The sequence below is a fragment of the Limnofasciculus baicalensis BBK-W-15 genome (assembly GCF_024178385.1).
Classification (GTDB): Bacteria; Cyanobacteriota; Cyanobacteriia; order Cyanobacteriales; family Coleofasciculaceae; genus Limnofasciculus; species Limnofasciculus baicalensis.
On the sequence record NZ_JAMZMM010000355.1, the window covers coordinates 1 to 6298 of the forward strand.

At 43.0% G+C, this 6298-nt stretch carries 6 protein-coding genes and 1 pseudogene; 4 read left to right on the top strand and 3 right to left on the bottom strand.

Features of this window, described 5'->3' with window-relative positions; all coding sequences use genetic code 11:
- Positions 1 to 529 (bottom strand): annotated as a pseudogene (locus NJ959_RS24255) (ATP-binding protein); the annotation flags it as partial.
- Entirely contained in the window at positions 508 to 771 is a 264-nt protein-coding gene (locus NJ959_RS24260; protein WP_254014321.1) for a hypothetical protein, read from the bottom strand. The gene NJ959_RS24260 and the pseudogene NJ959_RS24255, both read right to left, overlap by 22 nt.
- A 234-nt stretch (positions 772 to 1005) precedes the next feature.
- On the opposite strand from NJ959_RS24260, the gene NJ959_RS24265 reads away from it, so the two are divergent.
- The 3 genes from NJ959_RS24265 to NJ959_RS24275 all read left to right on the top strand — a co-directional run bounded on the left by NJ959_RS24265 (position 1006) and on the right by NJ959_RS24275 (position 4174).
- Positions 1006 to 1560 (top strand): hypothetical protein, encoded by a 555-nt coding sequence (locus NJ959_RS24265; protein ID WP_254014322.1) that lies wholly within the window; start codon positions 1006 to 1008, stop codon positions 1558 to 1560.
- The gene (locus NJ959_RS24270) at positions 1475 to 2587 is read left to right on the top strand and encodes a WG repeat-containing protein (RefSeq protein WP_254014323.1); all 1113 of its coding nucleotides are present in this window, start codon (positions 1475 to 1477) and stop codon (positions 2585 to 2587) included. Before NJ959_RS24265 ends, NJ959_RS24270 begins: the two co-directional genes overlap by 86 nt.
- Before the next feature lie 321 nt (positions 2588 to 2908).
- Complete coding sequence (locus NJ959_RS24275; RefSeq protein WP_254014324.1) at positions 2909 to 4174, top strand: AAA family ATPase; 1266 nt, start codon at positions 2909 to 2911, stop codon at positions 4172 to 4174.
- Between the two features lie 98 nt (positions 4175 to 4272).
- On the opposite strand, the gene NJ959_RS24280 is transcribed toward NJ959_RS24275, so the two are convergent.
- Complete coding sequence (locus NJ959_RS24280) at positions 4273 to 4443, bottom strand: hypothetical protein (RefSeq protein WP_254014325.1); 171 nt, start codon at positions 4441 to 4443, stop codon at positions 4273 to 4275.
- Between the two features lie 64 nt (positions 4444 to 4507).
- Here NJ959_RS24280 and pyk point away from each other — a divergent pair, with 64 nt between their 5' ends.
- The gene (gene pyk, locus NJ959_RS24285; protein ID WP_254014326.1) at positions 4508 to 6289 is read left to right on the top strand and encodes a pyruvate kinase; all 1782 of its coding nucleotides are present in this window, start codon (positions 4508 to 4510) and stop codon (positions 6287 to 6289) included.
- Positions 6290 to 6298 lie beyond the last annotated feature (9 nt).

Consider the following 6298-nt stretch of genomic DNA (forward strand, 5'->3'; position numbering starts at 1 on the left):
TATCTTCAACAGTGGGTAAATTTTCGGATTCTGTTATCTGTTTTCGGGAAATATTATCATCTTTATCATCTATCTTTTCAGGAATCGCTGAGAGGGAATAATTTTGAATTTGCCAAGAGGCGGTAACAATTGCCATGGTGCTGAGATTAAATTGCACAACTAACTCATTAATATAATCATCAAGTTCATCAGCAAGGGGACCGAGGGAATATTTCCAGATCACAAATCGTTCCTGGTGAGTTAGTTTCCGGACATCGAGACTAATTTGGGAACGATGGCGGACAGGCATTCGTTCTTCAGTACTGAGGATTAATGGTGTCTCCACTCCTTCAATAAATTGAGAAATTGTCGTTTTTCTCATCCCCTCAGCCAAATTAACTTCATCGCAGTCTAATAAGAGGACGCTGTTAGTTAAGAGACATTCCCGTCGGCAACGAGCCACAATTCGAGTAAGTTCCTGTGAATTAGTGGGGAGAAGATGGGCAGAAATTCGGTGCATATTCCATTCTAAATTTTGGCAAGCAGCCATAGCAATGGCATATTTAGAAGAATATCGCGCTCGCCTTGTGATAAACCGAAGGTGGTGCAGAGTTGTTCTAGGGCGGATGGGGGACTAGATGAAAATATTGGTTGTCCTGGAGTATTGAGTTGAGTAGTGGGATTTTCTTGAGATTCGATGTAATTGGTTAATACTTGACGAATTCTGTCGATTGAGCTGAGTAAATATTGAATATTAGCTTGATACCAGGTGGAAATTGTGGCAGTATTCATAGGTGTTTATTTTTGTTAGGGAAAAATTGATTAAAACTTCAATTATGCCGATAGGTGGCAAAAAGTCTTGGCGAATGGAATTCGCTGCTACACAAACTAAGTCTGCCTGCGCAGACTAAAAGGCGGTTTATCAACCCGCGCAGGCGGGTTTGGTTTGTGTAGACGCGGTTTTAACCGCTCCCATGTTAAAACATATTTCGCTTTCTGGAAGGGATAGCACCAAGGAGTAATGTATTGAGTCATCTACAATCTTTGGGAGGAAGTGCGGGTGATGATTCGGAGGTTTACCGTCAGGAGATTCTTCAGTTTCAGAAGGAAAATTCGGCTGAGAAAATTGTGGCTTCTCAGCAGCAGGTATTGGAGTCGGCTAAGTCTGTAGATATTCAGCAGAAAGATAATTCACAAACCTTAAGAAGGTGTATCTCTGGATGTAGTCCTCAAGCGACTTTTAAGAAGGGGGAAGTGCTAGGTGTTTATTCTAGAAGCAAAGAGGGTTGGGTGAGGGCACTGAAAGAAGATGGTAAAGAAATTTCTTTGTCTGATGCCTTGAAAGTTGAATATCGGGAACAAAATGGGGAACGAGACTATTTTACTATTTTGGAAGGACGAGATATCGGAAAAAAAGTAAGTCTCGCGCTAGGATATATTGGTCGGATGAGTTGGGAAGGAGCCGTAGCAGTAACTTTTAACGAAAAAACTAATAATGATTCCTACCCTCCCCAAAAATATGGCAAATCAAACCATTTTTCTATTTCTCTGTTCGGCTATTTTAGGTTTGCTATCTTGTAGTGCCCAAAGTCCGACCATGATGTTGAGTACTTCTCCACAGCAAATCCAGGTATTAAACCACTCACAGAGAGAGATACCAGAGTCGCTCCAACTGTTTCCGATCAGGCAGAATGGTCAGGAAGGTTATATTAATTCAACAGGGCTGATTATTATTGAGCCGAAGTTTGATGAAGTTTCCGGCTTCAGTGAAGGACTAGCACTCGTCAGAATAGGTGATAAGTGGGGTTATATCGATAAAAGTGGGCAAATCGTGATTAAACCGAATTTTGATTCTGCCTATAGCTTTTTTGAAGGATTAGCTGCTGTAAAGATTGATGGGAAGATGGGCTATATCAACCAGACTGGTAAACTCGTTATCCCGCCACAGTTCGATCTAACTTATCGGTTCTCCGAAGGAATGGCAGCAGTCAGAATTGAAATTGATAAATGGGGCTATATTGATCGAAATGGTAAGATAGTTATCAAGCCAGGATTCGGTGATTCTGGAGATTTTCATCAAGGATTAGCCTTAGTTAGGCGTGATGAAGGAACGATGTTTATTAACAAAACAGGACAAATAATTATCAAGCCATCTGATGGCTTTCTTAGGAAATTCTCCGAAGGATTAGCTGCTATAAGAGTTGGAAACAAGGTAGGTTATATTGACACAACAGGACGGATGGTTATTGCACCTCAGTTTAATGAAGGTTATGACTTTTCTGAAGGACGAGCATTAGTACTGACTGATGTTATTGGTATTAACTGGAAAGCACCACTAACGACTAATACCAAGTACGGGTATATCGATAAAACTGGGCAGATGGCAATCAAACCTCAGTTTGAGGGAGCTGTTGTCTTCTCCGAAGGATTAGCAGCAGTGAAGATTGCGGATAAGTGGGGCTATATTAACAAAACTGGCCAGATAGTCATCAAACCACAGTTTGATCTGCCTAGTGCATTCTTTGGCGGATTGGCAATAGTTTATATTGGGGATGAATGGGGTTATATTGACATGACGGGAAAGTATGTATGGAATCCAACAAAATGAGGATATGGCTAATAGTTTATCGTCTAGTTGTGAATTTTGAGTAACTTTAAATGGATTTACTAAAATCGTTATATCCAGAAATCAGAGAGATTCTTAAAAACTCAATTCCCAGTTGTTTTCCAGAGTTGAGGTTTGTGCTGGGTAAAATTTTTGAAGAACCAATGATTTCTGAAGCTATATTGATACAAAAAGCTTCTTAATATTTGTTAGATACTGGGACAAGGGAAGAATATATTGCCTGTCTAACATCTAACATCTAACCTCTTTGGCTCAATATTCGGTATAATTAAAAATTGGCGATCGCACTCTATCCCAAAATTAATGACATACTACATAGCCCCTCGCTTCCGAGATAAACTAGCAGTTCACATCACCAAAAACTTCCTCGATCTTCCCCATATCCGCCTTCCCCTCATTTTAGGCATACATGGAGGTAAGGGAGAAGGCAAATCCTTCCAATGCGAGCTAGTATTCCAGCAAATGGGTATTGGGGTAATCCACATTTCTGGAGGGGAACTCGAAAGCCCAGATGCAGGAGATCCCAGCCGTTTAATCCGCCTCCGCTATCGAGAAGCGGCAGAAATGATTCGGGTACGCGGACAAATGTGCATTTTAATGATAAACGATCTGGATGCAGGCGCAGGTAGAATCGATCGCACCACCCAATATACAGTAAATACACAATTGGTAAATGCTACCTTAATGAATATTGCCGATCATCCTACCGACGTACAACTTCCCGGTAGTTATGATGCGACTCCCCTCCATCGCGTCCCGATTATTGTTACAGGTAACGATTTTTCTACCCTTTATGCGCCCCTAATTCGGGATGGCAGGATGGAAAAATTTTACTGGCAACCTGACAGAAACGATCGGATTGGGATTGTCGGTGGTATTTTTGCTGAAGATGAGCTTGATGGCAGTGATATAGAAAAACTAGTAGATAGATTCCCCAATCAATCTATTGATTTTTTTAGTGCTTTGCGATCGCGAATTTATGACGAACAAATTCTGCAATTTATCCATCAAATAGGACTTGACAAAATATCCTTTCGGATCGTCAGGAGTACGGAAGCCCCACCAGAATTTGACAAGCCAAATTTCCAGTTGTCTCACCTAATCGAATTTGGCAATATTCTCCTCGGCGAACAACAACAAGTTGATGTAATGGGATTAGCAAAAGAATATCATAAAGCATTACGCGAAACAGAGGGATTCTCAGTAGCTCCGAATAGTACCACAACCAGTTATAAGCCAATAGAGAATAAACCAATAATAGGCAATGGCAGTCAGACAATTAACAATGGCTATCCATCAAAAACACCATTAGAGCTAGAAACCCAGACCCAAATCCGCGAACTACTAGCTCAAGGATACTCTCTGAGTATAGAACACGGAAACGAAAGGCGCATCAGAACTAATGCGTGGGTAAATGGAGGTACAATTGAGGGCGATAATCTAGAAGATGCGATCGCATTTTTGACAGAACGACTTACTGCATATAATGGCGAATATGTTCGCTTAATTGGCATCGAACCCAAAGCCAAGCGGCGGATTCTCGAAAAGATTATTCAGCGCCCCGCTTGAACAGGACTTACGCAAATCCTCTATTTGTAGGGTGTGTTAGCGTAGCATAACGCACCATCCCCACCATTAGTAGTTTTGCTGTGTAAGTGCTAGTGAATCTATCCAGAAATGGCAGTGGGAAGTAGGGAATAGAGAATAGAGGGGGGAGAAGAAAAATTGCCCCCGTGTCCCCATTGTCCCCATTGTCCCCATTGTCCTCCTTGTCCTCCTTGTCCTCCTTCTCCTCCATTCCCCACTCCCGATCTGTGAAAAAATAACCAAAATACCACTAAAATTACCCCTGTGCAGTATCAAAATCAAATTCCTTCAACATCATCCATCCCATCTTCCCTTATGCAGCTGCAAAATTCCCGACGTAGAACCAAGATTGTTGCCACAATTGGTCCTGCAACCAGTAGCCCAGAAGTACTTAAGGAACTAATCAAAGCGGGTGCGACAACCTTACGACTCAACTTTTCCCACGGTACACACGACGATCATCACCGTAGCATTCGCCTGATTCGCCAAACCGCATTTGAACTAGATCAACCTGTCGGGATACTGCAAGACTTACAAGGACCAAAAATTCGCCTGGGCAAATTTGAAAACGGTTCGATTACTTTAGCACGGGGCGATCGCTTCACCCTAACCAGCGAACTCTTAGTCGGTACTCAGGAAATTAGTTCCGTCACATACGAACCCCTAGCCGATGAAGTACCTGATGGTGCTACCATTCTCCTAGATGATGGCAGAGTGGAGATGCAAGTAGAAGAAGTAGACCGCAAAAAACGCGCATTACACTGTCGTGTCGTCGTTGGCGGTCCCCTTTCTAATAATAAGGGTGTTAACTTCCCCGGTGTCTACCTTTCTATTCGAGCGCTAACTGATAAAGACCGCCGGGATTTAATGTTTGGATTAGATCAAGGTGTAGACTGGGTTGCACTGAGTTTTGTCCGTAACCCCCAAGATGTGCTGGAAATTAAAGAATTAATTGCCAGTTATGGGAAACAAGTCCCAGTTATTGTAAAAATTGAAAAACACGAAGCCATTGAGCAAATGGAGGCGATTCTTTCCCTCTCCGATGGCGTTATGGTTGCCCGGGGTGACTTGGGGGTAGAATTACCTGCTGAAGATGTTCCCATCCTGCAAAAACGACTAATTACCACTGCTAACCAATTGGGTATTCCCATTATTACAGCCACCCAAATGTTGGACAGCATGGTAAACTCACCTCGCCCCACTCGCGCCGAAATTTCCGATGTGGCGAATGCTATCCTTGATGGTACAGATGCGGTGATGCTCTCCAATGAAACCGCTGTTGGTAATTACCCCATCGAAGCAGTAGCAACCATGGCGCGAATTGCCGTCAGAATTGAGAAAGAAAAAATTTCTCGCCATCGGGAAGATACCCGACGCTCAATTCCCAATGCCATTTCTCAAGCAGTCGGGCAAATTGCCGAACAATTGCAGGCAGCGGCGATTATGACTCTGACAAAAACAGGTGCGACTGCACGGAATGTTTCCAAATTTCGCCCCTTTACTCCGATTTTGGCGATTACTCCCCATGTGGATGTGGCTCGTCAGCTTCAATTAGTATGGGGTGTTAAACCATTGTTAGTATTAGATTTACCTTCAACAGGTCAAACTTTCCAAGCTGCTATTAATGTGGCTCAGGAAAAGTATTTATTGGCAGAGGGAGATTTAGTGGTAATGACAGCAGGTACGCTTCAGGGGGTTCCTGGTTCAACCGACTTAATTAAAGTTGAGGTAGTAACCGCTATTCTCGGACGAGGAATTGGCATTGGGCAAGGAGCAGTCAGCGGGATGGCTCGGGTAGCTAATAATGCCATGGATGTTGGTAATTTTAACCATGGTGAAATTCTCGTAGTTTCATCAACCAATGCTGATTTTGTGGACGCAATTCGTAAGGCAGCAGGAATTATTACAGAAGAAGATAGTATCACCAGCCACGCCGCAGTGATTGGTTTGCGTTTGGGAGTACCTGTGATTGTAGGTGTCAAAAATGCCACCCAACTTATTCGCGATGGCGCTATTATTACCCTCGATACTCAGCGGGGTTTTGTTTATTCCGGCGCAATGGGAGCAAATTCCAGCAGTGGGGTGGTAATGGTTTAAGAATGGGAC

What these genes read in the sequence shown, in the direction of transcription:
- NJ959_RS24275 (WP_254014324.1), top strand. Translation starts at nt 2,909, where the DNA reads ATGACATACTACATAGCCCCTCGCTTCCGAGATAAACTAGCAGTTCAC.
- NJ959_RS24270 (WP_254014323.1), top strand. Translation starts at nt 1,475, where the DNA reads ATGATTCCTACCCTCCCCAAAAATATGGCAAATCAAACCATTTTTCTA.
- NJ959_RS24260 (WP_254014321.1), bottom strand. Translation starts at nt 771, where the DNA reads ATGAATACTGCCACAATTTCCACCTGGTATCAAGCTAATATTCAATAT.
- pyk (WP_254014326.1), top strand. Translation starts at nt 4,508, where the DNA reads ATGCAGCTGCAAAATTCCCGACGTAGAACCAAGATTGTTGCCACAATT.